This is a genomic window from Lysobacter olei (assembly GCF_054777355.1).
Window position 1 is genome coordinate 170,350 of the sequence record NZ_BAAHAT010000003.1, and the last position, 23,684, is coordinate 194,033.

21 protein-coding genes are annotated in these 23,684 nt (G+C 66.8%); 10 read left to right on the plus strand and 11 right to left on the minus strand.

The features are described from left to right. Positions 1 to 118 precede the first annotated feature (118 nt). Positions 119 to 2,587 carry an acyl-CoA dehydrogenase gene (locus tag ACYVBS_RS05715; protein ID WP_460822379.1) on the plus strand — a complete coding sequence of 823 codons (2,469 nt, stop codon included), beginning with the start codon at positions 119 to 121 and terminating at the stop codon, positions 2,585 to 2,587. 63 nt (positions 2,588 to 2,650) lie between these two features. On the opposite strand, the gene ACYVBS_RS05720 is transcribed toward ACYVBS_RS05715, so the two are convergent. Further along, positions 2,651 to 3,295 carry a DUF922 domain-containing protein gene (locus ACYVBS_RS05720; protein ID WP_460822380.1) on the minus strand — a complete coding sequence of 215 codons (645 nt, stop codon included), beginning with the start codon at positions 3,293 to 3,295 and terminating at the stop codon, positions 2,651 to 2,653. Positions 3,296 to 3,401: 106 nt separating this feature from the next. On the opposite strand from ACYVBS_RS05720, the gene ACYVBS_RS05725 reads away from it, so the two are divergent. Further along, positions 3,402 to 3,893, plus strand: a complete 492-nt coding sequence (locus tag ACYVBS_RS05725; RefSeq protein ID WP_460822381.1) for a hotdog fold domain-containing protein — start codon at positions 3,402 to 3,404, stop codon at positions 3,891 to 3,893. Positions 3,894 to 3,898: 5 nt separating this feature from the next. Here ACYVBS_RS05725 and ACYVBS_RS05730 read toward each other — a convergent pair whose 3' ends face one another. Next, positions 3,899 to 5,236 carry an NTP/NDP exchange transporter gene (locus tag ACYVBS_RS05730; RefSeq protein ID WP_460822383.1) on the minus strand — a complete coding sequence of 446 codons (1,338 nt, stop codon included), beginning with the start codon at positions 5,234 to 5,236 and terminating at the stop codon, positions 3,899 to 3,901. 127 nt (positions 5,237 to 5,363) lie between these two features. Between ACYVBS_RS05730 and ACYVBS_RS05735 the strand changes: the two genes are divergently transcribed. Further along, entirely contained in the window at positions 5,364 to 6,956 is a 1,593-nt protein-coding gene (locus ACYVBS_RS05735) for a GMC family oxidoreductase (RefSeq protein WP_460822621.1), read from the plus strand. A 36-nt stretch (positions 6,957 to 6,992) separates the two neighbouring features. On the opposite strand, the gene ACYVBS_RS05740 is transcribed toward ACYVBS_RS05735, so the two are convergent. Then, on the minus strand, positions 6,993 to 8,906 hold the full coding sequence (locus ACYVBS_RS05740) for a M48 family metallopeptidase (RefSeq protein WP_460822384.1): 1,914 nt from the start codon (positions 8,904 to 8,906) through the stop codon (positions 6,993 to 6,995). Positions 8,907 to 8,910: 4 nt separating this feature from the next. Further along, positions 8,911 to 9,492: a LemA family protein gene (locus ACYVBS_RS05745; protein ID WP_460822385.1), complete on the minus strand. Its 582-nt coding sequence runs from the start codon at positions 9,490 to 9,492 to the stop codon at positions 8,911 to 8,913. Between the two features lie 121 nt (positions 9,493 to 9,613). Between ACYVBS_RS05745 and ACYVBS_RS05750 the strand changes: the two genes are divergently transcribed. Further along, positions 9,614 to 10,969: a serine hydrolase domain-containing protein gene (locus ACYVBS_RS05750; RefSeq protein ID WP_460822386.1), complete on the plus strand. Its 1,356-nt coding sequence runs from the start codon at positions 9,614 to 9,616 to the stop codon at positions 10,967 to 10,969. Between the two features lie 98 nt (positions 10,970 to 11,067). On the opposite strand, the gene ACYVBS_RS05755 is transcribed toward ACYVBS_RS05750, so the two are convergent. The 7 genes from ACYVBS_RS05755 to ACYVBS_RS05785 form a co-directional block, all read right to left on the minus strand. Further along, positions 11,068 to 11,451 (minus strand): energy transducer TonB, encoded by a 384-nt coding sequence (locus ACYVBS_RS05755; RefSeq protein ID WP_460822387.1) that lies wholly within the window; start codon positions 11,449 to 11,451, stop codon positions 11,068 to 11,070. Positions 11,452 to 11,811: 360 nt separating this feature from the next. Continuing rightward, a complete protein-coding gene (locus ACYVBS_RS05760; RefSeq protein WP_460822389.1) occupies positions 11,812 to 12,297 on the minus strand; it encodes a hypothetical protein in 486 nt (161 codons plus the stop codon). An 819-nt stretch (positions 12,298 to 13,116) separates the two neighbouring features. Next, the gene (gcvH, locus tag ACYVBS_RS05765) at positions 13,117 to 13,512 is read right to left on the minus strand and encodes a glycine cleavage system protein GcvH (RefSeq protein ID WP_460822391.1); all 396 of its coding nucleotides are present in this window, start codon (positions 13,510 to 13,512) and stop codon (positions 13,117 to 13,119) included. A 139-nt stretch (positions 13,513 to 13,651) separates the two neighbouring features. After that, complete coding sequence (gene gcvT, locus ACYVBS_RS05770; protein ID WP_460822392.1) at positions 13,652 to 14,773, minus strand: glycine cleavage system aminomethyltransferase GcvT; 1,122 nt, start codon at positions 14,771 to 14,773, stop codon at positions 13,652 to 13,654. 142 nt (positions 14,774 to 14,915) lie between these two features. Beyond that, positions 14,916 to 15,356, minus strand: coding sequence for an NfeD family protein (locus tag ACYVBS_RS05775; protein ID WP_460822394.1), 441 nt, complete (start codon positions 15,354 to 15,356; stop codon positions 14,916 to 14,918). Between the two features lie 3 nt (positions 15,357 to 15,359). Further along, entirely contained in the window at positions 15,360 to 16,292 is a 933-nt protein-coding gene (locus ACYVBS_RS05780) for an SPFH domain-containing protein (RefSeq protein WP_460822395.1), read from the minus strand. Positions 16,293 to 16,372: 80 nt separating this feature from the next. After that, positions 16,373 to 17,341: an aldo/keto reductase gene (locus tag ACYVBS_RS05785; protein WP_460822396.1), complete on the minus strand. Its 969-nt coding sequence runs from the start codon at positions 17,339 to 17,341 to the stop codon at positions 16,373 to 16,375. Positions 17,342 to 17,529: 188 nt separating this feature from the next. Between ACYVBS_RS05785 and ACYVBS_RS05790 the strand changes: the two genes are divergently transcribed. The 6 genes from ACYVBS_RS05790 to ACYVBS_RS05815 all read left to right on the plus strand — a co-directional run bounded on the left by ACYVBS_RS05790 (position 17,530) and on the right by ACYVBS_RS05815 (position 23,641). Then, positions 17,530 to 18,666: a GGDEF domain-containing protein gene (locus ACYVBS_RS05790; protein WP_460822398.1), complete on the plus strand. Its 1,137-nt coding sequence runs from the start codon at positions 17,530 to 17,532 to the stop codon at positions 18,664 to 18,666. Positions 18,667 to 18,748: 82 nt separating this feature from the next. Then, positions 18,749 to 20,044, plus strand: a complete 1,296-nt coding sequence (locus ACYVBS_RS05795; protein ID WP_460822400.1) for a NupC/NupG family nucleoside CNT transporter — start codon at positions 18,749 to 18,751, stop codon at positions 20,042 to 20,044. Between the two features lie 4 nt (positions 20,045 to 20,048). Further along, a complete protein-coding gene (locus ACYVBS_RS05800) occupies positions 20,049 to 21,026 on the plus strand; it encodes a ribokinase (RefSeq protein WP_460822401.1) in 978 nt (325 codons plus the stop codon). Between the two features lie 35 nt (positions 21,027 to 21,061). Next, a complete protein-coding gene (gene dusB, locus ACYVBS_RS05805; RefSeq protein ID WP_460822402.1) occupies positions 21,062 to 22,060 on the plus strand; it encodes a tRNA dihydrouridine synthase DusB in 999 nt (332 codons plus the stop codon). 133 nt (positions 22,061 to 22,193) lie between these two features. Continuing rightward, complete coding sequence (locus ACYVBS_RS05810; protein WP_460822403.1) at positions 22,194 to 22,847, plus strand: YkvA family protein; 654 nt, start codon at positions 22,194 to 22,196, stop codon at positions 22,845 to 22,847. Positions 22,848 to 22,939: 92 nt separating this feature from the next. After that, entirely contained in the window at positions 22,940 to 23,641 is a 702-nt protein-coding gene (locus ACYVBS_RS05815) for an RNA polymerase sigma factor (protein WP_460822404.1), read from the plus strand. Positions 23,642 to 23,684: the final 43 nt, after the last annotated feature.

A 23,684-nucleotide genomic window follows, 5' to 3' on the forward strand; every position in this document is an offset into this window, starting at 1 on the left:
GAGTGAGTGCCGCCCGGAATGCGGCCCACTGCTTCAGACCCCCATTGAACCGGTGCCGCCCGACCTTCACATCGACCCTGCCTGAAGCAGCGGGCCTGGCGCCCGCCGGAGCACGACCATGAGCATCGCCGTTCCCTTCCTTGCCTTCCTGCTGGTGGGCGCGATTGCGGCCTACCACCGCCTGCGCTTGGCCGTCTGGGCAGCGCTGACCGCTGCCGTTCTCGTGGCCTGCTGGCTGCTGGGCGCCAACGGCACCACGACGGTCGTGGCCGGCGTGCTGCTCGCACTGGTCGCCGTGCCGCTGCTGCTGCCGCAGATCCGCCTGTCCTTCATCACCAAGCCGCTGCTGGGCTTCTACACCAAGATCCTGCCGCCGCTGTCGGAAACCGAGCGCGTCGCGCTTGAAGCGGGGACCGTGGGCTGGGAAGGGCAATTGTTCTCCGGCCGTCCCGACTGGGACGTGCTGGCCAGCCAGCCCAAGCCCACGCTGCGTCCGGATGAGCAGGCCTTCCTCGACGGCCCGGTGGAAGAGCTGTGCCGGATGACCAACGACTGGCAGATCACCCACGTGGATGCCGATCTCTCGCCGGCGCTGTGGGACTTCATCAAGAAGAACAAGTTCTTCGGCATGATCGTGCCGAAGGAGTACGGCGGCCTGGGCTTCACCGCGCTGGGCAACCACAAGGTGATCCAGAAGCTCGCCTCGATCTCGTCGGTGGTCAGCTCCACCGTGGGCGTGCCCAACTCGCTGGGCCCCGCGGAACTGCTGATGCACTACGGCACGCAGGAGCAGAAGGACCATTACCTGCCGCGCCTGGCCGATGGCCGCGAGGTACCGTGCTTCGCACTGACCGGCCCGTGGGCGGGCTCGGATGCCACGTCGATCCCGGACTACGGCATCGTCTGCATGGGCGACTGGAACGGTGCGCGCGTGGTCGGCGTGAAGCTGACCTTCGACAAGCGCTACATCACCCTGGCGCCGGTTGCCTCGCTGATTGGCCTGGCGTTCCGCATGTACGACCCGGAGGGCCTGATTGGCGACAAGGAAGACATCGGCATCACGCTGGCCCTGCTGCCGCGTGACACTGCCGGTGTCGAGGTCGGTCGCCGCGCCATGCCGCTCAACAGCCCGTTCCAGAACGGCCCGGTGCGCGGCAAGGACGTGTTCATTCCGCTCAGCCAGCTGATCGGCGGCGAAGCAATGGCCGGCAAGGGCTGGCAGATGCTGGTCGAATGCCTGTCGATCGGCCGTTCCATCACCCTGCCCTCCACCGCCAGTGGCGGCTCGAAGATCGGCGCGATCGCAACGGGTGCCTACGCGCGGATCCGCAAGCAGTTCGGCCTGTCGATCGGCCGTTTTGAAGGCGTGGAAGAAGCCTTGGCGCGCATCGGCGGCAATGCCTACACCGTGAGCGCGCTGGCAGAGGCCTCGGCCGCGGCCGTGGCGCGCGGCGAACTGCCGGCGGTGCCGTCGACCATCTCCAAGTACCACTGCACCGAGATGGGCCGCGAGGTCGCCAAGGACGTGATGGACATCATCGGCGGCAAGGGCATCATCCTCGGCCCGCGCAACTTCGCGGGCCGCGCCTGGCAGGCATCGCCGATCGCCATCACGGTGGAAGGCGCGAACATCATGACGCGCTCTCTGATGATCTTCGGCCAGGGCGCCATCCTGTGCCACCCGTGGGTGCTCAAGGAAATGAAGGCGGCCACCAACCCGGATGCGGCGGCGCGCATGCGCGACTTCGACGCGGCGCTGTTTGGCCACATCGGGTTCGCCATCTCCAATGCCGTGCGCTCGCTGTGGTTCGGCCTCTCGGGCGCCAAGGTCGGCGCCGCGCCGGGGGACACCTACACCCGTCGCTACTACCGCAAGCTCAACCGTTATTCGGCCGCGCTGGCGCTGATGGCCGACACCTCGATGCTGCTGCTGGGCGGCAAGCTCAAGTTCAAGGAGTCGCTGTCGGGCCGCCTGGGCGACGTGCTCAGCAACCTGTACATCGCCAGTGCCCTGCTCAAGCGCTATGAGGACGAAGGCCGTCCGGCCTCCGACCAGCCGCTGCTGGCGTGGTCCATCCACAACGCGGTGTTCAAGATCGAGAACGCGTTCTCCGGGGCGCTGCGCAACTTCCCCATCCGCCCGATCGGCTGGCTGCTGTGGGCGCTGGTGTTCCCGCTGGGCCGTCGTGCGCAGTACCCGAGCGACCGCCTGTGCCACAAGGTCGCTTCGTTGCTGATGTCGCCCAACGAGGCGCGTGACCGCCTGGCAGCGGGCGTGTTTACCACGCCGTGTGAGAACAACCCGGCGGGCCGCATCAACAGCTACCTGCAGAAGGCCATCCTGGCCGAGCCGGTGGAGCGCAAGTTCGTCAAGGCGCTGAAGAACAGCGACATCGCGGCCCACGACTTCACCACGCAACTGGACGAGGGCGTGCGCGAAGGCTGGATCACGGCGGACGAGCGCAAGCTGCTGGAAGAGTTGCGCGAACTGACGATCGACACCATCAGCGTTGACGACTTCGACGCGGAGGAGTTGCGCTCGGCCGGCTACCGGCCGACCGCGAACCCGGCCCGCAACGCGGCCTGAGCACGGCGCTCCAGCGGGATGGCCTTCGTCGACGGATCGAACCGATGCGTCGACGAAGGGGACTCACAGTTCAACGCCGGCGCGCCGACCGTGGTCGGTGGCCTGGTCAAACCGCTCCCCTTTCAGCTGCAGCTTGAGCAGCGCCCGGTCAATCTGGCGCTGCACGTCCCAGTCGAGATCGCGGCACCGCGGCCGGGGCATCTGGGCCAGCAGCGCGGCCCTGAGTTGTCCCGCCGTCGTCACTGCATCCGCGGCGTGCCTGGCTTCGTGTCGATGCAGCGCTGCCAGCCAGTGCTCCCACTGCTGACGTTGCGCGTTCGAAGGAGGTCGCTGCGGGCGCCAGTCGGGCAACGTGACGACGACATGCGCGCTGACCTCCGCGCGGCCGATCTGGCACGGCCGCCGGGCCGCATCAAACTCATACTGCACTTCAATGCGGCTGGCGGTAAGGCCGTGACTTCCCAGGGTCGTCATCAGCAAGCCGTCACGTCGGAGCTGGTCGCGCAGTTCCTCGAACGTGGCGGCCTGGAGTTCGATGGTCCGGATCTCCTCGACCAGCCGGACCGGCGGGACCCGCTCCGCGCTGCCGGCCGTCGCCGCGGACTCGCCCCCACTGGCTGCGCCAGCGGAGGTGCCGGCAATCGACAGCACCAGGGGCAACAGCGCCCACGCAAGCGGCATCACGTTCCACGACCTCCGATCATCCATGACAGTGTGCTGAGGCCCGAGTCTGTCACGGGACCGGAACCGCGCCAAGCTTCATTCCAGAACCCCAAGCCTTCGGCTTCGTCACGCCACTGAGACAGGAACCCGCGTGCAGACACGACTTCTCAAGCTCTACCGCCAGGCCGCCGCGCTCCCAGGTGGCCGTTGGCTGTTTTCCCGCGCCGTCTGCTTCAAGGCCCCCTATTTCGGCACGATCGCGCCACTGATCGTCGCGCTCGAGCCCGGACGCTGCGAGGTGCGCATGCGGGATCGCAGGCGCGTGCACAATCACCTGGGAACCGTGCATGCCATTGCCCTGTGCAACATGGCGGAGCTCGCGGCCGGGGTCATGACCGACGCTACGTTGCCACCGACCATGCGCTGGATCCCCAAAGGCATGAGCGTGGACTACCTGAAGAAGGCGACCGGCACGATGCACGCCGTTGCTCTCCCGGAGCGCCCGCTGGAGGCCGCGGAGGCCGGGTTTGAAGCCCCGGTGACGGTGGAGGTGCGCGACGAGGGCGGCGAACCCGTGTTCCGCGCACGCATCGCGATGTGGGTGTCGCCCCGCTCGCCGCGCCGCGATGCGCGGACGGGCTGAACACGTCACGTCGCCGCGGGCACGCCCTCCGGGACCGGTGGTTGTTCGCGAACGACCCGCCATGCACTGAACAGGAACAGGCCGGCCACGCCCACCCCGGCAGCGAACACCGTTGCCGGGCCAAACACCGCCAGGAACTTGTGCAGCCACACGAAACTGAGGTCGCCCGCGCGGTAAACCACGGTATCGATGACCGCCTTGGCCTTGTAGCGCGACTCCCGGTCCACCCGGGTGTAGATCGTCTCCCGCGCCGGCTTGCCCAGTGAGAACTCACTGGAGCGCGTCAGTACCTGCACCGCGGCCACCAGCATTGGCAGCGGCGATGCCGCCAGCAGGGCGAATCCGAACACGATGGCAATGCCCGGCAACAACAGCGCCGGCGCGATGCCATACCGACGCAGCAGCCAGCGCGTGACCAGCAACTGCGTGGTGATGGTCAGCGCGTTGATCGCCAGATCGATGTTGGCGTAATAGGCCGTGCGGGCCTCGTCGGCGATGAAGCTGGCCTTGGCGATGGCCGCCTGCTCGTTGTACAGCAGCGTTCCCACGCCGACGCCGAAGAACATCAGCATCGCCAGGGCGCGCAGCAGCGGATCGGACAGGACCAGCCGGATGCCCGCGAGGACCGACCCGCCCATGGCGGCCTCACCACTCGCCTCGCCCCGGGCCAGCTCGCTGCGCAGGGCCCATGGACGCAGTTTCATGATGCACAGCAGGCATGCCCCAAGGAAACCGGCGGAAATCAGCAGCAGGTTGTCCACGCCGACGCGCTCCACCAGCACCCGCGTGAGCACGGGACCCACGAGGGCCCCAATGGTGCCGCCCGCTCCGATGTAGCCATAGAAGCGCTTGGCCTGCGCGTTGTCGAACACGTCGGCCATGAAGCTCCAGAACACGCTCACCGCGAACAGGTTGAACACGGCGGTCCAGACGAAGAAGGCCGCGCCGCGGCCGCTCCATTCGTGATCGAAAACCCAATGGAATCCCAGCAGGCAGGCGATGAAGAACAGGTACACCGCTGGTAGGAACACCCGCCGCGGAAACCGTGAGACCAACGCGCCATACAGCGGTTGCAGCACCACCATGGCCACGAAGGTGACGGTGAACAGGACTTGCAGGGTCAGGCCGCCCAGATCCCATCCCGCCCGCGAGGCCCACGCCACCAGCCAGTGGGGAAACACGTCGGCCACGTTGCCGGACGCGCCCATCGCGTCGCGCACGGGCCGCAGCACGTAGTAGCCGCACAACAGGCAGAAGAAATAGAGCAGCGACCACCACAGTGGCGGCGATTCGGCCAGTGCGGCACGGAACCGACCGGGAGCCGAAGGTTGGGCGGAGCGCACGGGCGTGACCTTGGGGTGGCTGGCGCCACGGTATCCGATCAGGGCAGCATGAGGAACCCCCGGCGCGCCGAGCATTTGCTCTACCTTCGGCGCCTAGCCTCCCTGCGTGACGCCAGCGGACTTGCGTGTGTACGACTACATCATCATTGGCGCCGGCTCGGCCGGCTGCGTGCTTGCCAACCGGCTGAGCGAAGACCCCCACGTGAAGGTCCTGCTGCTGGAAGCGGGGCCACGCGACTGGCACCCCTTCATCCACATGCCGGCAGGCCTGGCCAAGCTCGTGGGCCAGAAGGGCGTCAACTGGGACTACAACACCGCGCCCGTTCCAGCCTTGGACAATCGCGCGCTGTGGTGGCCACGCGGCAAAGTCCTGGGCGGCTCCAGTTCGATCAATGCCATGTGCTACGTCCGCGGTGTACCTCGCGACTACGACGAATGGGCCGAGGCGGGCGCCAGCGGTTGGGACTGGGCATCGGTGCTGCCCTATTTCCGGAGGGCCGAGCACAACGAGCGCGGCGCCGACCGGCTGCATGGCAGCAACGGACCGCTGCACGTGTCCGACCTGCGCTACACGAATCCGCTGTCGCACGTCTTCATCGAGGCCGGCCGCCAGGCGGGGTACCCGGCCAACCGCGACTTCAACGGCCCCATGCAGGAAGGCTTTGGGCTCTACCAGGTGACGCAGAAGAACGGCGCGCGATGCTCCAGCGCGGTGGCCTACCTGCACCCGGTGCGCACGCGACAGAACCTCCATGTGGTGACCGGTGCGCTGGTCAACCGCATCACGTTCTCCCAGGAGGGTGGCGCGCTGCGTGCCAATGGCGTGACCTACACCGCCGGCGGCAAGGCCTTCCACCAGGCCGCCAATCGCGAAGTCTTGTTGTCCGGTGGCGCGATCAACTCACCGCAGTTGCTGATGCTGTCGGGCATTGGCCCGGCCGCAGACCTGCGCCGCCACGGTATCGAAGTCCGGGTGGACGCGCCGCAGGTAGGCGACAACCTGCAGGACCACCTGGACGTCTGCACGCTCTACCACGCCACCCAACGCATCACTTATGACCGGCTGAGCGACCTCAAGGTTGCCTTCGACTATTACCTGCGCGGCCACAGCGGCGCGGGCAGCAGCAACATCGCCGAGGCAGGTGCCTTCATCCGCTCGCGCTTCGCGCCCGACGAGCGTCCGGACATCCAGATGCACTTCGTGCCGGCGATGCTGGACGACCATGGCCGGCATCGCCTGCCGGGCGATGGCTACACGGTGCATGCCTGCTTCCTGCGGCCACGCAGCCGCGGCCGCGTGTCGTTGGCCAGCGGGAGGGCCGGCGACAAACCACGCATCGATCCCAACTACCTTGGCGACGCCGAGGGTTTCGACCTGAAGATGATGGTCGAATGCGCGCGCCTGTCGCGCGAGGTGCTGGCGCAGCCCGCATTCGCGCCATACCGTGGCACGCCCATATTCCCAGCCCGGGAGGATCTGGACGACGCCGGACTGGAAGCTTTCGTCCGCGCCAAGGCCGAAAGCGTCTACCACCCCATCGGCACGTGCCGGATGGGCAACGATGCCGCGTCCGTGGTCGATACGCAGCTGCGCGTGCGCGGCGTGGAAGGCTTGCGGGTCGTCGATGCCTCGGTGATGCCCACGCTGATCGGCGGCAACACGAACGCGCCCACCATCATGCTGGCTGAACGCGCGGCGGACCTGATCCGGGACGTCTGACGGCAGGCGGCGGGCAGGTCCCGCCGGACCACCAGGCTACGCGACCGGGCGCGGTGACGGCTGCAACGTCGGTGGCAGCGGGCAATGCAGCATGGCGCAAATCGTGCGCAGCAACTCAGCCTCCGCCACGGTGGTGCGTCCGTCGTGGCTGATGGTCACCGTCAGCGCCTCCACCAGCAACTGCTTGGCCAGAGGGTCCAGGGAGTCGAGCGGCATCCACACCTCATCCAGCGCCGCCACGCCCTGGGGGCGCGGCAGGTACGGAAGCGCGTCGACCGGCAGCACGCGCTGGATTCCGCGCAGGTAGGCATAGCGCGCCGTCTCGGCATCGGCGTGTCCGTGCTGGGCCAACACGGCCAGCAGCGTGGCGATCTCGCGGCGCGCGCCACCCAGCTTGGTGCGTCCGAAGCGCGCGTAGCGCGAGGGGTCCAGCGACTCGCGCACCTGCACGGTCAACAGGCGCCCCAGGCAATACTCGAACAGCGACACCTTGCCGTCAGCGTTGACCAGTGCGCCTGTCGTATCCATGAAGAGATCGAGCTCCGGTCGCGGCCTCAACCGCAGGACCGGGAAGGCGATCGACGCCAGCGGCAGCCGGTGCATGGGGTGCAGGTCTGCCAGATGGCGTTCGTGCAGCAGGCGTGCACCGCCCGCCACGTCCTGGCCCATGCGGGCCGCCACTTCGAACAATTGCCGCTCGCGCACCTGGACATCCTGGTCCAGCAGCAGGCCAATCAGCAGCAGCATCACCGACTCACGTCGCGTAGCCAGGGCGTGCACCGCGGGTGGCAAGCTTTCCACGATCGCACCGGCCAGCACGAAATCCTCTGCGCGCGGAGCCGCCACCTCTTCCACCACCCGACCCGGTGCAAGCACATGCTCCGAATTGGCGGCCGGGAGGGCGGTGTTGGCCTCCGCACCAGCGAACCCCAGATGGGCGTCTTCCTCCAGGCCCTGCGGCGGATGCACGGCCCACTCGTGCGACAGGCGGGCCAGTTCGGCCTCGCCGAACGACGGCTCCAGCGCCTGGATGCGCTCCAGCAGGGGCGGGTGGGTGGCGAACCAGCCACGGAACCCGACCCCGTCACCGAACAGCATGTGGCTCACTTCCTCGGCTTGGCCACGTTCGGCCATCCGGGAACCTTCGTGCAGGCCGGCGATCTTCTTCAACGCGCCGGCCAGTCCCGCTGCCTGCCGCGTGAACTGCACCGCCGAGGCATCGGCCAATCGCTCGCGGCTGCGGCTGACGCCCGCCTTGATCATCCGCGCGAAGAACAGGCCCACGTAACCGATCACCATCGCCGCAAGCGCGGCGATCAGGACGACCGCTGCCCCGCTGTTGCGACGCCCACCACTGAACCGGCCGTGCTCCAGCACCTTGCGGCCCACCAGCCCCACCATCAGGATGCCGAACAGCACGCCGATCAGCCGGATGTTCAGCCGCATGTCGCCATTGAGGATATGGCTGAATTCGTGGGCGATGACGCCCTGCAATTCGTCGCGGTTCAGCCGCTCCAACGCGCCGCGCGTGACCGCGATGGCGGCATCCGAGGGCGCATAGCCTGCGGCAAAAGCGTTGATGGCGGCCTCGTGCTCCAGCACGAATACGTTCGGCACCGCCACGCCGGACGCGATGGCAATCTCTTCGACCACATTGCGCAAGCGGCGCAGCGCCGGGTCGCGCGTGTCCTCGGGCACCAGCACGCCACCCATCTCCCGGGCGATCACTTCGCCGCCGCTGCCCAGGCTGCTGATGCGGTACAGCGACCCCAACCCGATGACCGCCAGCGTCGCGACGGCCCCCGTCAAGAGCGGCCCCGGTCGGGGCCCGAGGAACACCGACATCACCGCCATCACCGCGATCACGATGCCGAGTACCGCCGCGCCAAACAGCAACAGAAGCCGGCCCGACATGCGTCGGGCCTGGTCCTGGCGCTCGAAGAAGTTCATGCCGTCAGAACCTGACCTGCGGCGCCTCGCGCATCTGCGCCTTCTCGGCCGGAATTTCCAGCAGTGCCGCCGGCAGGAAACGGAAGTTGTTGGCGATGAGGCTGGCCGGGAACACCTCGCGGCGGTTGTTGTAGCCCATCACCGCATCGTTGTAGGCCTGCCGGGCGAAGGCGACCTTGTTCTCCGTGCTGGTCAACTCTTCGGTGAGCTGCATCATGTTCTGGTTGGCCTTGAGGTCCGGATAGGCCTCGGCCACCGCCAGCAACCGGCTCAAGGCCCCGTTCAGCTGGCCTTGCGTATTCGCCAACTGGGCCATGGCGGCGGGATCACCCGGGCTGGCGTGGGCGGCCGACAGGCCCGCCATTGCCGCGCCGCGGGCCGCGATCACCGCCTCCAGCGTCTCGCGTTCATGCGTCAGATAGCCCTTGGCGGTCTCCACCAGGTTGGGAATCAGTTCAAAACGGCGCTGCAACTGCACGTCGATCTGGGCAAATGCGTTCCTGAACGCGTTGCGGGCCGCGATCAGCCCGTTGTACTGGCCCACTGCCCAGAGCGCGATGCCGATCACCAAAACCAACAGAATCATGAAGCTGACCATCATTCCTCCCCCACATCCTTGAGAACGGCGCTATCATCGACCGAAGCTTGAGCATACGCAGGCGTTGCGAACGATGAAAGAACACGCACCCCGGCGGTCACGGACGACCATGCGCATCGGCGCATCGGCCATCCTTCTCACCTTGACCTTGGGTTCGACCGCGCAGACGCCGATGCACTGGCGGCCGTCGCAACCCAACGCTGCGTCCGCGGCCCGCGCCGACGGGTCTGAGCACGACATCGCGCGACAGCAGCACCGCAGCACCTATGCGCGACAGGCGATGAAGCCGCTGGCCGGCGGGTTCGACGTCCACCAGATCGAAGCGATGGCGCAGCAACTGGTCGCCAACCAGCGCGTGCCCGGGCTGGCGATGGCGGTGGTGCACAACGGCCGCGTGCTCAGCGCGCGCGGCTACGGCATTACCGACGTGAAAGCCGCCGAGCCGGTGGATGCCCACACCGTTTTCCGTCTGGCATCGCTCTCGAAGAGCTTCGCGGGCACCTTGACCGGCATGCTGGTCAACGACGGTGCGCTGCGTTGGGACAGCAAGGTGGTCCGCTACCTGCCCGAGTTCCGCCTGAGCGACCCGAACGCGGCGCGCAACATCACCGTGGCTGACCTGCTCAGCCACCGCGTGGGCCTGCCGCACAATGCCTACGACCGGGAACTCGAGGCCTACACCGATTACCGCACGCTGACCCACAAGCTGGCCAACGCGCCGCTCAAGTGCCAACCGGGCACCTGCTACGGCTACCAGAACATTGCCTTCAGCCTGGTCGGCGACATCGTCTTCGCGGCCACCGGCGACTTCTACAGTCAGGAAGTGCAGCGCCGCATCCTCAAGCCACTCGGGATGAACGATGCCAGCCTCGGGCTGGAGGGCATCGAATCCAGCGCGCGCTGGGCGAAGCCGCACGTCAGGGGCCGTGGTGGTTGGGTCTCGGTGCGACCGAAGTCGACGTACTATCAGGTGGCGCCGGCCGCCGGCGTCAATGCGAGCGCCAGCGACATGGCCCAGTACCTGCTCGCCCACACCGGTTATCGCCCGGACGTGTTGCCCGCGCCGCTGCTGGCGACGCTGCACCAGCCCTTGGTGTCCACGCCGACCGAGATCCGCGGGTCGTCATGGCGGCGTACGCGGCTCAACTCGGCGAGCTACGCGCTGGGCTGGCGGGTGTATGACTACGCCGGCGAGCGCGTGGTCTTCCATGGCGGCGCAGTGCAGGGCTACCGGGGCTTGATCGCCATGCTGCCGGACCGCGACTTTGGCGTCGCGCTGCTCTGGAACAGCGAAAGCTCGGTGCCGTCGGGCCTGTTGCCGACCATCCTCGACCGCGCCGTGGGCCTGCCGCAGCAGCGGTGGCTGGACGTGGATGTCAATGAGACGCCGTTGTACGTCGATGGCGCCGAGTTGCCGGCACCGGCTGGCGCGGCTGCTACCAAGGCGAGTGCGGCTCCGCGCTGAGGTTATTGGCTGGAGGCGCGGCCGCCGAAGTCGACGCCGCGAAAGGTCATTCCAGAAGAGGCGAGCCGGACTGGCTCGCCTCTTCTGCGTTTGGCCGGTTATTGCTGCTGGAACTTGAACGTCTGCCGCACGCGAGCCTCGACCGGAATACCGGCCTTCGTCGCCGGGTGGAAGCTCCAATCCTTCAGTACAACGCGCACATGGTTGGCATAGCGCTGGTCATCCGTCTGCTCGATCAGGATGTCCTTTGCCTTGCCGTCGGTGCCGATCGTATAGACGATGATCGACGCGCCCGACTTGCCCGCCACAAGCTGCGAAACGGGATAGATGGGGGTCTTGCCCTGGATGAGCTTGGGCGCCACGTCCCAGGCTGGGTTGGCCTGCACGGCCATGGCACTGGGGTCAATCGCGACATTGGGTCGGCTCTCGACGCCGGATCCTGCCGCAGCACTGAACGTCACGGCCAAGAGGGCAATTGCCATTGCACTTTTCATAACGACTCCATCGTTTGTTGGTGCTGTTGAGCGCGTATTGAATGCGCCCTTCCTGATGCCGAGGACGTCCTGACTGTCCTGCCAAACAAGCCCCCTCCAATGGAGAGGTGAAGTGGCACCAGAAATCCCCGGCCATCTGATCCTAGTCGCCGCAGAAACCAGGAAAGCGCCCACGAACCCGCCCAATTGCCAGAGGTTGCCCGACATTCAGGTTGGCCAGCCAACCCAGGCGATGCGCTCTCTGGGGGCGGATGCTTGCGTGCGCCGAGGCAATAAAAAACTCCCTCCCCGCCTGGGCTGCGGGAAGGGAGCGTTGGGTACCGCGTGCTTCTTGGTATCGGGGCTTTCTTAGATCATCGGCGCCGGGGTCACCGGCATGGCAGCCGGAGCGGCCTTCTTGGCGCGCTTCTTGGCAACCTTCTTCGCCGCCGGCTTCTTGGCAGCCTTCTTGGCGGCCGGCTTCTTGGCGACCTTCTTGGCAGCCTTCTTGGCGACCGGCTTCTTGGCAGCCTTCTTGGCAGCCTTCTTCACGGTCTTCTTGGCAGCAGCCTTCTTGACGGCCTTCTTGGCGGTCTTCTTGACGGCCTTCTTGGCGGTCTTCTTGGCAGCAGCCTTCTTCACAGCCTTCTTGGCGGTCTTCTTGGCAGCAGCCTTCTTCACCGTCTTCTTGGCAGCAGCCTTCTTCACGGTCTTCTTGGCGGCCTTCTTGGCAACCTTCTTCACTGCCTTCTTGGCAGCGGCCTTCTTCACGGTCTTCTTGGCGGCAGCCTTCTTGGCGACCTTCTTCACCGCTTTCTTGGCGGCGGACTTCTTGGCAGCTTTCTTAACGGCCATGGTATGGCTCCTCGTCAGTGGTCTATCGGGGTGAAGCGCCCAGTACTAAACAATGCCGCGGAATTGGATACCGCGACCCACCGTCCGTGCCATGCGGGCACGGGAACGGATTCGATCGGCCAACGCGCAACCCGCTTCGCGCCGCCTGGAATTTGGAACTGCTACCGCCCCGCGCCGACACCCGGCTGGAGCCGTGGCAAACAAAAACCCGATCCGTCCAAGACGAACCGGGTTGGGCTTCTGGAGCCGATCGCGATTGCGCGGGGGAAACGAATCCTGCGTCCACCGTCAGGGCTGCACGGGCGGAGGTTCGTTTTGCACTGCGCGTTGTCGCGTTTGTTCGGCTCACTCGTTTTTGCAGGAAGCATCTGCTGGGCGAAACCTAATCACGCTTTTTCATAGTGTCAACAACCCCTTTGAAAAAAATCGCACCAGTGGCGACGTGCGGCTGGCGCGCGCGCCGCGTCGCGCACCCTCTCCGAACCATTCAAGACGGCCTCTGTTTTTTCCTCAACGCATCCGTCGCATTTTCAAAATTGCTTTTTTCTAGGTGTTTTCTTCAACCACCGACGAACAAACAGCCCCAGCGGGCACATTCGCCAATAGAGTCGAGAGCGGGCGCCCGACGGATTGCCGGGCACCTGGCACGACCTGAAAATTTTTTTTGAGAAGGCGGCGATTTCGCGACGCAGCACGCCAATTTGCGCGAAAGTGCGCGGCCGTTGCGCGCACAATTTCGGACACGAAGAACCATGCCGACCACCCAAAACGACACCGGCCGCACGAGGCGGCCGGTGGGGAAGCAATGCGTGGTTTGACTCAGTGGTCTTCGTCTTCCAGCAGCTCGGCGTAGTCGTCCGGACCCAGCAGCTCGTTGAGCTGTTCGGCGTCGTCGATCGCCACGGTGAACAGCCAACCCTCGCCGTAAGCGTCTTCGTTGATGGTTTCCGGCTTGTCGGCCAGCGCGCTGTTGACGGCGGTGACGGTGCCGCTGACCGGCGCGTACACGTCGGAGGCGGCCTTGACCGACTCCACCACGGCGCAGGCATTGCCAGCTTGCACGCTGTCGCCAACGTTCGGCAGTTCGACGTAGACCAGGTCGCCCAGCAGGCCCTGGGCGTGGTCGGAAATGCCGACCGTCACCTTGCCGTCGCCTTCGACGCGGGCCCACTCGTGGGACTTGAGGAACTTGAGGTCGCCGGGAATCTCACTCATGGGGGGTGCTCCGGTGGTACGTGTGTGGGTTGAGGGGAATGTAGTTTAACCAAGCGCCGGGCCGCGCAACCGCCGCGGGCCCGACGACTTGTGCTGCAGTGAAGCAATCCGGCGGCAGCGACGCCGCCGGAAGACGGGGTCAGGCGAGGACGCCTTCCTGCGGCTGGCCGTCGCGGACGAACGGGAACTTGACCACGCGCACCGGGACCTCCTTGCCGCGGATGTCGACGCGCACGTTACCCGCGCTGCCCAGCGGGATGTCGCCCGCCGGCACGCGTGCGAATGCGATGGCCTTACCCAGCGTCGGCGAGAACGTGCCCGACAGGATCTCGCCCTCGCCGTGGGCAGTGAGCACCTTCTGGCCGTGGCGCAGCACGCCCTTTTCGTCCATCACCAGGCCGATCAACTGGCGCGGGGCACCGCTGGCCTTCTGCTGCTCCAGCACGGCACGTCCAATGAAATCCCGACCTTCGTCGAGCGACACGGTCCAGCCCATCGCGGCTTCATACGGCGACACGGTGTCGTCCATGTCCTGGCCATAGAGGTTCATGCCGGCTTCCAGGCGCAGGGTATCGCGGGCACCGAGGCCCGCCGGCTTGACGCCTGCCGCCAGCAGCGCATTCCAGAACGCGACTGCGTGCTGCTCCGGCACGACGATCTCGAAACCATCCTCGCCGGTGTAACCGGTGCGGGCCACGAACACGTCGATGCCATCGGTGGTCTTGGCCTCGCCGGCCACGAACTTGCCCATCTTGCCGATGGCCGCGCGGTCTTCCTCGCGCAGCAGGCCGAGGACGCGCTCGCGGGCGGTCGGGCCCTGCACCGCGATAATGCCGAACTCCGGACGCTCGGTAACGGTGACGCCGAACGGCTTGGCCTGCTCGGTGATCCATGCCAGGTCCTTCTCCCGGGTGGCGGCGTTGACCACCAGGCGGAAGAACTGCTCGTCGCGGAAATAGATGATCAGGTCATCGATGACGCCGCCCTGCTCGTTGAGCATGCCGGTGTAGAGCGCCTTGCCCGGCACCTTGAGCTTGTCGACGGAGTTGGCGACCAGCTTGCGCAGGAACGGGCGGACCTGCTCACCGCGCAGGTCGACTACGGTCATGTGCGAGACGTCGAACATGCCGGCGTCCTTGCGCACGAGGTGGTGCTCGTCGATCTGCGACCCGTAGTGGATGGGCATGTCCCAACCGCCGAAGTCGACCATCTTGGCGCCGAGCGCGCGATGGGTGTCGTTGAGGATGGTCTTCTGGGTCATCGTCGGTGGGCCTGCATTGGGTGACGTGGGGACAGGGATTATCCCAGATCAGGACATCCCAAGACGAAGGCGGCCTCTGGCCGCCCTCGTCACCTGCTCGCCGGCCGCATACGCAGGCGCATGCTTATGTAGTGCGCTGCGATCAATCCGCGGGCCGTACCCGCAGCGTCATGCCGTCCACCGCGATCACCCGCACGGCGGTGCCGGCAGGCGCGTCGGGGCCCACCACATCCCAGAAGGCGTCCGCAATCTGCACGCGGCCGACGCCATTGATGATGGCTTGGTCCAGCGGCACCACGCGCCCCACCAGCTGCTCGGCGCGGCGGTTGAGCATGGGCTGGTCGCTCTCGCGTCCGCGGTTGCGGAACCAGGTGCGGTAGACCTGGATCGACACGAACGCCAGCACGACGAAGGCCGCCACCTGCGCCAGCACCGTTACGTCCGGCAGGACAGTCACCAGCAGGAACACCGCGACGGCGGCAAAGCCCAACCACAGCAGGAAGGCACCGGGCGCCAGCGTTTCGGCGGCGAACAACGCGAGCGCCAGCGCCGCCCACACCACCATTGGACCGTTCCATTGCATGGTTCACCCCCCCTTGGTCGCGGCGCGCGCCGGTTGCTCCAGCGCCTGCTTGGCCAGTTCGGCGATGCCACCCAGCGAACCGATCACGCCGGCGGATTCCATCGGCATCATCACGAACTTCTGGTTGGGCGCCTCGGCCAGCGACTTGAACGCCTCGATGTACTTCTGCGCGATGAAGTAATTGATGGCCTGCACGTTGCCCGAGGCGATCGCGTTGGACACCATCTGGGTCGCCTTCGCCTCCGCCTCGGCCAGGCGCTCGCGGGCCTCGGCCTCGCGGAAGGCGGCTTCCTTCTCGCCCTCGGCCTCGAGGATCACGGCCTGCTTGTCACCCTCCGCCTTGAGGATGGCGGCTTGGCGGAAGCCTTCCGCCTCAAGGATGTTGGCACGCTTCTCGCGCTCGGCCTTCATCTGCCGCGCCATCGAGTCGACCAGGTCACGCGGCGGCTGGATGTCCTTCAGTTCGATGCGGTTGACCTTCAGGCCCCACGGATGGGTGGCCTGGTCCACCGCGACCAGCACCTTGGCGTTGATCTCGTCGCGCTTGGACAGCGACTCGTCGAGGTCCATCGAACCGATGGCGGTACGGATGTTGGTCATCACCAGGTTGAGGATGGCGATTTCCAGCGTGGCCACCTCATAGGCGGCCTTGGCCGCGTCCAGCACCTGGAAATAGACCACGCCATCGACCTTCACTACGGCGTTGTCCTTGGTGATGACGTCCTGGCTGGGGACGTCCATCACCTGCTCCATCATGTTGATCTTGCGCCCCACCCCGTACACCACCGGGATCAGGAAGTGCAGGCCCGGGGTCATGGTGTGGGTGTACTTGCCGAAGCGCTCCACCGTCCACTCATAGCCCTGCGGCACCATCCGCACGGTCTTGAACAGCACCACCACGCCCGCGACCAGCAATACGACTGCCAGGATTTCCATCTACGCCCCCTCGTCCAATGATGGGTTCGAGTATAGGGCGTGGGGATCGTGGCGGGCCCGTTCGCGCGGGGCAGACGGCCTCAGGCGACCGTTGCCTCCACCCGTGCCCAGGTGTCCTCGCCCAGCTCATTGCCCAACTGCAATGCCGCCAGGTTCTGCAGCAGTTGCTCCGGACGGCTCGCCCCCAGGATCACGGACGACACATGCGGATTGCGCAGGCACCAGGCGATGGCCAGGGCCGCCGGCGCGAGTCCCATCTCCGCCGCGAGCGACGTGAATCGACGCGCGCGCTCCATGCGGTCGTCGTCCTGCCCGAGCACGATGGGCTGCAGCCACTCCATTCCTTCCAGCCCCAAGCGGGCGTCAGTCGGGAAGCCTGCGTTGTACTTTCCGGTAAGCAGCCCCGAGGCCAAGGGGGAAAACGTGGTGGTGCCCATGCCGTACTCGGCGTACAGCGGCGCGTACTCCGCTTCCACCCGCTCGCGGTGCAGCAGGTTGTATTGGGGCTGCTCCATGGTCGGGGCGTGGAGGTGGTGCGCGCGCGCCACTTCGTGCGCCTCACGAATCTGCACGGCCGACCATTCGGACGTGCCCCAGTACAGGACCTTGCCCTGCCGCACCAGCGCATCCATCGCCCAGACGGTCTCCGCGATGGGCGTCTCGGCATCGGGGCGGTGGCAGTAATACAGGTCCAGGTAGTCCACCCGCAACCGGCGCAGCGCGGCGTGGCAGGCGTCGGTGACGTGCTTGCGCGACAGCCCCTTCTGCGTGGGACGCGGCTCCCGGGCGCTGCCGAAGAACACTTTGCTGGACACGCAGTAGCCATCGCGCGGCAGCCGCAGGTCGGCGATGACGTCGCCCATCACCGTCTCGGCTTCGCCCTTGGCATAGCTCTCGGCATTGTCGAAGAAGTTGACGCCGTGGTCCCAGGCGGTGGCGATCAGTTCACGCGCGGTCCCGCGCCCGATCTGCGAGCCAAACGTCACCCAGGCCCCGAAGGACAGGGCGGACACCTGCAGGCCGGATGAGCCGAGGCGACGATAGTGCATGGACAACTCCCGATGAATCCGGAACACGAAGGTTCACCAGTGTAGCCGGGAGGACGCGGATGGCCTGGAACTTGACGGGGGCCTTGGGTCCATGGGGCTGGATGGCGCTTTGCGGCATACCGGCGTCGGGCCGACAACGATCACGGCGGGAGGGTTATGCTCCCCGCCAGGCCCTGGGGACGCATTTCATGTCCGACGCCACCAGACTCTTCCGCAAGCTAGGCGCCGCGCTGCTCGCGCGGCCCGATGAAATGATGTTGGAGATTGGTGCCTCCGGCGAACTGCTGGTGGCCCGCATTCGCGTGGTCGTGGCCGGGCTGCTGCTGTTGCTGCCTCTGGTGGACAACCTCATGGGCAGCACGGTCGCCGAGACCCTGCTCGGGCTGACGGGGGCGGTGCTGTTCAATGCCGTCGCCCTGGCATGGCTGGCCCTGGCAAGGCGCAGGCGGAGGTACCGCTGGCTGCCCTTCGCCACCACGACCTTCGACGTCACCGCCACGTCGGCGCTGCTGGTGCTGTTGGCCATCAATCACCTGGCGGCCGGCCTGAACAGCATGGTGGTGTGGTGCGGGTATGTGCTGGCCATCCTGGTGACGGCGTTGCGCAATGACGGCCGAACCACGCTGCTCGCCGGCGCACTGGCCGTGGGGCAGTACGGCCTGCTGGTGGTCTTGGCGTTCCTGGTGGCCGGCTCGCCGGAACTGCTGATGTCGGCCGAATACGGCGCCGTGACCGTGGGCAACCAGATGCAGCGACTGGTCCTGCTCGCCTTCGTCACGGCGGTCACGACGATGCTGGTGTACCGGATGCAGCGACTGGTCGAGATGTCCGGCACCGACGGCCTGACCCGCCTGCCCAACCGCACCTGGCTGATGCACCGCGTGCCGCAACTGCTGGACGTGGTCAAGCGCGAGGGCGGCAGCCTCAGCGTGGCGATGCTCGACCTGGACCACTTCAAGCGCATCAATGACGAGCTGGGCCAGCATGCAGGCGACCGCGCACTCCGCCATGTGGTGGCCTCGCTGCGTGGCCAGTTGGAGGGCGGTGAACAACTGGTGCGGGTCAGCGGCGCAGAGTTCGTGATGGTATTGCGCAAGCCCGTCGGCACGGCCTGGGAACGCGTCGACGCGATCCGCAGGATCCTGGCCGAACACCCGTTCGAACCCGAGCGTGGCGACCAGCCGCGGCCCATTACCTTCAGTGCGGGAATCGCGGGATTCCCGCAGGACGGGCAGGACCTGTCCCACCTGCTGCGCCGGGCCGACAAGCGCCTGCAGACGGCCAAACTCGAAGGCCGCAACCGGGTGGTGGCGCGGGACGGCTGAGGCCCGACGGCTTGCCGTTCACGCGGGGCCTGCACTAGGCTGCGCCGACATACGGCCGCGTCCGGCCGGGGGAAACCGTCACGTGGAAGCAATCACCCGAGTGGCCTTTGGCCTGTTCGGTCTCGTCGTCCTGATCGGACTGGCCTGGCTATTCTCGAACAACCGCAAGTCGGTGGACTGGCGCCTCGTCGCCACCGGCGTCGCCCTGCAGGTGGCCTTCGCGGCCGTGGTGCTGCTGGTGCCGGGCGGCCGCGACGTGTTCGATGCGCTGGGCCACGGCTTCGTGAAGGTGCTGAGCTTCGTCAACGCCGGCTCCAACTTCATCTTCGGCGGGCTGATGGACACGTCCAAGTACGGGTTCATCTTTGCCTTCCAGGTGCTGCCGACCATCATTTTCTTCGCGGCACTGATGAGCGTGCTGTACCACCTGGGCGTGATGCAGGCGATCGTGCGCGCGATGGCGTGGGCCATTACCAAGGTGATGAGGGTTTCCGGTGCGGAGACCACCAGCGTGTGCGCCAGCGTGTTTATCGGGCAGACCGAGGCGCCGCTGACGGTGCGCCCGTACATCAGCCGGATGACCGAGTCGGAGCTGATCACGATGATGATCGGCGGCATGGCGCACATCGCGGGCGGCGTCCTGGCGGCCTACGTGGGCATGCTGGGCGGCGGCGACCCGGAGCAGCAGGCGTACTACGCCAAGCACCTGCTGGCGGCGTCGATCATGGCCGCGCCGGCCACGATGGTGGTGGCCAAGCTGCTGATCCCTGAAACCGGCACGCCGCTGACCCGCGGCACGGTCAAGATGGAAGTGGAAAAGACCACCAGCAACATCATCGACGCGGCGGCCGCCGGCGCGGGCGATGGCCTGCGGTTGGCGCTGAACATCGGCGCGATGTTGCTGGCATTCATCGCGCTGATTGCGCTGCTCAACTGGCCGCTGACCTGGATCGGCGAGGTCACCGGGCTGCAGGCGATGCTGGGCAAGCCGACCGACATGGCGACCCTGCTGGGCTACGTGCTGGCGCCGGTGGCCTGGCTGATCGGCGTGCCGTGGCAGGACGCGACCCTGGTCGGCGGCCTGATCGGACAGAAGATCGTGATCAACGAATTCGTGGCGTACCTGCAGCTGGCGGACATCGTCAACGGCAAGGTGGCCGGCGTGGCGCTGACCGAGCAGGGCAAGCTGATCGCCACCTACGCGCTGTGCGGCTTCGCCAACTTCAGCTCGATCGCCATCCAGATCGGCGGCATCGGCGGGCTGGCCCCGGACCGTCGCCAGGACCTGGCGCGGTTTGGCCTGCGCGCGGTGCTGGGCGGCACCATCGCCACGCTGATGACCGCGACCATCGCGGGCGTGCTGACCCAGTTCGGGTGATGACATGACCGCCAGGGGCCGGGTGACGGTGGTCGGCTCGTTCAACGTCGACCACGTGTGGCGCTGCGCCGAATTGCCGGTGCCCGGCCAGACCCTGAGCGGCGAGTACAGCACCGGGCCCGGCGGCAAGGGCTTCAACCAGGCGACGGCCGCGGCGCGTGCCGGCGCGGCCACCGCCTTCGTCTGCGCCCTGGGCGAGGACGTGGGCGCGCAGTGGGCGCGGGCCTTGGGGGCGGCGGATGACATCGACCTGCATGACCAGCGCAGTGAGCTGCCCACCGGCACGGCGGGCATCTACGTGGACCACGCGGGCCGAAACAGCATCGTGATCGGAGCCGGTGCCAATGCGGCGCTCTCGCCCGAGTTTGTGACGGCGCAACGGTCGCAGATTGAAACGTCGGCCGTGGTGTTGGTGCAGTTGGAGTCTCCCGTGGAGGCCGTGACCGCGGCGCTGCGCACCGCGCGAACGGCCGGCGTGACGACCCTGCTCAACCCGGCACCTGCCAATACCGCGGTGCCGGCGACCCTCTGGGCGTACGTGGACGTAGCCACGCCCAATGAGACCGAGTTCTGTGCGCACCTGGCCCGCGATGGGGGCCCGACGGTGGACCCCGAGTCGCTCGCGGGCCTGCCCGATGGCGAACTGCATGGCTTGTGTCGCGGTTGGCAACCCAATGCCAGCGTGGTGCTGACGCTGGGGGCGGCGGGTTGTTTCGTCTCGCACCCGCCGCAGTGCCTGCGCGGCGATGCCGATGACCACTATCGCGTGCCGGCTTCGGCGGTGACGCCCGTGGACACGACCGGCGCGGGCGACGCCTTCAATGGCGCGCTGGCCGCGTCGCTGGCGAGCGAGCCGGGCCGCGCGTTCCAGGCACACGTGCGGTTTGCTGGGGCCTTTGCGGGGGTGTCCACCGAGCGGGCCGGCGCGGCGTTGTCGATGCCCCGCCGCGATGAGGTGGAAGGCCGCTTCGGCCCGTTCTGACGCCTGGGGCGCCCGGTCCCCGTACAATGCGCACCATGCGCATCGGACCGTATGAGATTGCGCCCAAGGTCATCCTCGCGCCGATGGCCGGGGTCACCGACAAACCCTTCCGCGTGCTGTGCAAGCAGCTCGGCGCCGGCCTGTGCGTGTCGGAAATGACCACGAGCGATCCACGGTTCTGGCGCACGGCCAAGTCGCGCCACAGGATGGACCACGAGGGCGAGCCGGCTCCGATCAGCGTTCAGATCGCCGGCACCATCCCCGAGGTGATGGCGGAAGCGGCCCGCCATAACGTGGATCACGGCGCGCAGATCATCGACATCAACATGGGCTGCCCGGCCAAGAAGGTGTGCAATGCCTGGGCAGGCTCCGCACTGATGCGTGACGAGGCGTTGGTGGCGCGCATTCTTGAAGCGGTCGTCGGCGCGGTCGACGTGCCGGTGACCCTCAAGATCCGCACCGGCTGGGCCGCCGACCAGCGCAACGCTCTGGCCATTGCCCGCATTGCGGAGTCATCGGGTATTGCCGCCTTGGCCGTCCACGGGCGCACGCGCGACCAGCAGTACACGGGCGTAGCCGAGTACGACACCATCGCGACCATCAAGGCCGCGCTTTCCATCCCCGTCATCGCAAACGGCGACATCGACACCCCGGCCAAAGCGGCACAGGTGTTGCGCCTTACCGGGTGCGACGCGGTGATGGTAGGACGCGCCGCACAGGGGCGGCCCTGGATCTTTCGAGAGATCGCCCATTACCTGGCTACCGGCACGCACCTGCCCGCCCCCACGCTGGCCGAAGTCCGGGATGTACTGGTGGGACACCTGCAGCACCTGCACGCCTTCTACGGCGAGCCATCCGGCGTGCGCATCGCGCGCAAGCATCTGGGCTGGTACGCAAAGGACCGGCCGGAGAACGCCGCGTTCAGGGCGATCGTCAATCGGGCCGATGATGCCGTGGCGCAGCTACGCGTGACGCGCGATTACTTCGATGCGCTCGCGGAAGGCGTCGCGCCGTCACTGCCGTCCGCCGCCTGAGCCACCCCAAAGTCCCCCGATCGGGGCATCGCCGCATTGTCATCGCGGACAAAGAATCCGGAATGGGAGCGTGACGGTTGTCGTGAACGGCGCTGCCGGCGACGCGCCACCTTGGCCACTCCCGGAGGTTGACATGAACGTTTCCAAGCGGATCACCGACACGTTTCCAAACGGACTGGGTGATGTGATCGGAAGCCAATTTGGCCGTCGGCACAACGCGGGCGGATACGAGTTGGATGGCGCGCGTCTGCCGCTGTTCAATGATGCGATGCGGCGCATGGATCCCAATGCCAAACCCTTGGGCACCGATCAGTTCGCCACGGCGGCACGCAGGGTACTGGAGCGTTATCCAACGGGTGTGACGCCGGCGTTCGTGGAATCACGCATGCGCGCGTGGGACCACCTCAAGCAACTGGCGGCAGACGACGACTGGCACGCGTCTGCGGACGTGCTTCAACGCACTGATGCGCTGCGCGATTACATCGACAATCCGGAAGATGTGCTGCCCGACCACCTTCCCAGCATCGGACTCCTGGACGACGCGCTACTGGTGGACGTCGCCCTGCAAAACTTGCGCGCGGAAATTGCCGACTACGAGAGCTTCTGCCATTTCCGCCAAGTGGCGGCGGACTTCGCCGGCATCGACGTGAAGGACACCGGCCTGAGGCGGGAGGAATGGCTTGAGGCATTGCAGCAGGCCCAGCGCACCCATCGCGGCTGGGATGCACCGGAGGCGGTGCGATTTGCGCCCGTGGACGCACGTGCCACGTTGTTCCACATCGTTTGATTGCCGTTGGCCGACCGGCCGCACCGTGCCCCGTTGATACCGGCAGGAAGCCCTTGCGATGGCGCGCTTCCTCTTTGCACCAGGAGGCGCGATTGTCCCGCTTCATGACCACGCAGTGGAGCATCATCCTTGGTGGCCAGGGCGGAGAAGAAGGCGCGCGCGCGGCGCTCGAATCCATCTGCACGCGCTATCGCTACCCTGTACTGGGATACATACGTGAACACGGGTTTGGCTCCGCCGACGCAGAGGATCTGACGCAGGAGTTCTTCGCCCGCCTTCTGGAGCAACGCTGGGACGCACGCGCGGACCCCGAGCGAGGCCGCTTTCGAACCTACATGTTGTCGGTGCTGCGCCACTTCCTGGCCAATGAATGGGCCAGCCGGCTGGCCGGGAAGCGCGGTGGCCGCTTGGTCCGGGTCGACATAGACGACGTGGCTTTGCCGGATGGCGCGGCGTCCTCGCCCGAGCAGGAGTTCAACCGCCTGTGGGTGCTCACGCTGGTGGATCACGCCCGCCAGCGACTTGAGGAGGAGGCGCGACTTGCGCACCACGAGGCCCTGCTTGCCGCACTGTCGCCGTTCCTGGTCGAAGCGCCGGCGGCAAACGACTATGCCAATGTCGCCCGGTCGCTTGGAATGAAGCCCAACACCGTGGCAGTCAATGTGCGGCGCTTGCGGCAGCGGCTGCGGGAACTGATTCGCGAGGAACTTGCCGAAACCGTCTCCGATACCGCCTCACTGGACGCCGAGCTGAATGCGCTTCGCGAGCTGGCCGACGTGGGCCACGACGTGTAGCCGTCATGCCCGATGAGAAGGGACAACGGAACCCACGTGACAC

Coding starts and splice junctions, on each gene's coding strand:
- ACYVBS_RS05800 (WP_460822401.1), top strand. CDS start 20,049: ATGACCGCCAGGGGCCGGGTGACGGTGGTCGGCTCGTTCAACGTCGAC.
- ACYVBS_RS05720 (WP_460822380.1), bottom strand. CDS start 3,295: ATGGATGATCGGAGGTCGTGGAACGTGATGCCGCTTGCGTGGGCGCTG.
- ACYVBS_RS05740 (WP_460822384.1), bottom strand. CDS start 8,906: ATGAACTTCTTCGAGCGCCAGGACCAGGCCCGACGCATGTCGGGCCGG.
- ACYVBS_RS05745 (WP_460822385.1), bottom strand. CDS start 9,492: ATGATTCTGTTGGTTTTGGTGATCGGCATCGCGCTCTGGGCAGTGGGC.
- ACYVBS_RS05780 (WP_460822395.1), bottom strand. CDS start 16,292: ATGGAAATCCTGGCAGTCGTATTGCTGGTCGCGGGCGTGGTGGTGCTG.
- ACYVBS_RS05775 (WP_460822394.1), bottom strand. CDS start 15,356: ATGCAATGGAACGGTCCAATGGTGGTGTGGGCGGCGCTGGCGCTCGCG.
- ACYVBS_RS05810 (WP_460822403.1), top strand. CDS start 22,194: ATGAACGTTTCCAAGCGGATCACCGACACGTTTCCAAACGGACTGGGT.
- gcvT (WP_460822392.1), bottom strand. CDS start 14,773: ATGACCCAGAAGACCATCCTCAACGACACCCATCGCGCGCTCGGCGCC.
- ACYVBS_RS05750 (WP_460822386.1), top strand. CDS start 9,614: ATGCGCATCGGCGCATCGGCCATCCTTCTCACCTTGACCTTGGGTTCG.
- dusB (WP_460822402.1), top strand. CDS start 21,062: ATGCGCATCGGACCGTATGAGATTGCGCCCAAGGTCATCCTCGCGCCG.
- ACYVBS_RS05755 (WP_460822387.1), bottom strand. CDS start 11,451: ATGGCAATTGCCCTCTTGGCCGTGACGTTCAGTGCTGCGGCAGGATCC.
- ACYVBS_RS05785 (WP_460822396.1), bottom strand. CDS start 17,341: ATGCACTATCGTCGCCTCGGCTCATCCGGCCTGCAGGTGTCCGCCCTG.
- ACYVBS_RS05790 (WP_460822398.1), top strand. CDS start 17,530: ATGTCCGACGCCACCAGACTCTTCCGCAAGCTAGGCGCCGCGCTGCTC.
- ACYVBS_RS05715 (WP_460822379.1), top strand. CDS start 119: ATGAGCATCGCCGTTCCCTTCCTTGCCTTCCTGCTGGTGGGCGCGATT.
- gcvH (WP_460822391.1), bottom strand. CDS start 13,512: ATGAGTGAGATTCCCGGCGACCTCAAGTTCCTCAAGTCCCACGAGTGG.
- ACYVBS_RS05760 (WP_460822389.1), bottom strand. CDS start 12,297: ATGGCCGTTAAGAAAGCTGCCAAGAAGTCCGCCGCCAAGAAAGCGGTG.